Below are 1,048 nucleotides of genomic sequence, written 5' to 3' on the forward strand. Positions count from 1 at the left end.
GCTAAAGGGTTGGTGCGCGGGACGTCCGACCGGTCGGGCAGGATGGGGGTCGACGCGGGGAACACTCAGGTGGGCCCGCGCGTTGACCAGTACGAGTGATTCGTCGGTGACCCGGCGGGGACTCTCGATCAACGACCTTCCCCGACAATCCGAAGGGACCTCGATGCGCACGAGCAGCAATCCGGTCTTCAGTTCCCTGTCCCAGGACAGCGCGCGTGGCGCCACCCACCTCGGTGGTGCCGGACGCGCGGGCTTCCAGCAGGGTCAGTACGGCCAGCAGGGTTTCGGTGCCCAGCCCGGGTACGGCGCCCCCCAGGCCCATCCGCAGTTCGACGCGGACACGCGGCCCATGACGATCGACGACGTCGTCACCAAGACCGCCACGACCCTGGGTCTGCTCAGCATCGTGGGCGTGATCGCGTTCTACATGATCAGCATCAACCCCGGCCTGCTGTTCCCGCTGCTGCTCATCGGCGGTATCGGCGGTCTCGTCGTGGTGCTCGTCGCCACGTTCGGCCGCAAGATGGATTCGGCCCCCGTGACCCTGACCTACGGCGCCCTCGAGGGACTGTTCGTCGGTGCGGCGACCTACCTGTTCACCGCCGACCTGCAGGGCGGTGGCGTGCTGGGTGCCGTCGGCGCGGCGATCCTCGGCACCATCGGTGTGTTCGTGGGCATGCTGTTCGTCTACAAGACCGGCGCCGTGCGCGTGACCCCCAAGTTCACGCGGTTCCTCACCGCCGCCATCGTGGGCGTGCTGTTCGCGGCGCTCGGTAGCATCCTGCTGAGCTTCTTCACCGGTGGCTCCAACCCGCTGTACGACGGCGGCCCGATCGCGATCGCCTTCTGCCTCCTGTGCATCGGCCTGGCCGCGTTCAGCTTCCTGCTGGACTTCGACAACGCCGATCGCCTCGTGCGCGCCGGTGCCCCCAACAAGATGGCGTGGGGCGTCGCGCTCGGCCTGACCGTCACCCTGGTCTGGCTGTACATCGAGATCCTGCGCCTGATGAGCTACTTCCGCGACTGATCAGCGCGAGCTGTAGCGCCG

1 protein-coding gene is annotated in these 1,048 nt (G+C 67.7%); it reads left to right on the forward strand.

What is annotated here, in order from left to right:
* Positions 1-163 precede the first annotated feature (163 nt).
* Positions 164-1,027 carry a Bax inhibitor-1/YccA family protein gene (locus G6028_RS06715; protein WP_182658403.1) on the forward strand — a complete coding sequence of 288 codons (864 nt, stop codon included), beginning with the start codon at positions 164-166 and terminating at the stop codon, positions 1,025-1,027.
* Positions 1,028-1,048: the final 21 nt, after the last annotated feature.

Source organism: Dietzia cercidiphylli (genome assembly GCF_014145145.1).
Lineage (GTDB): Bacteria > Actinomycetota > Actinomycetes > Mycobacteriales > Mycobacteriaceae > Dietzia > Dietzia natronolimnaea.

Bases quoted from the DNA above. Each gene is read 5' to 3' on its own strand.
- G6028_RS06715 (WP_182658403.1), top strand. From the start codon at position 164: ATGCGCACGAGCAGCAATCCGGTCTTCAGTTCCCTGTCCCAGGACAGC.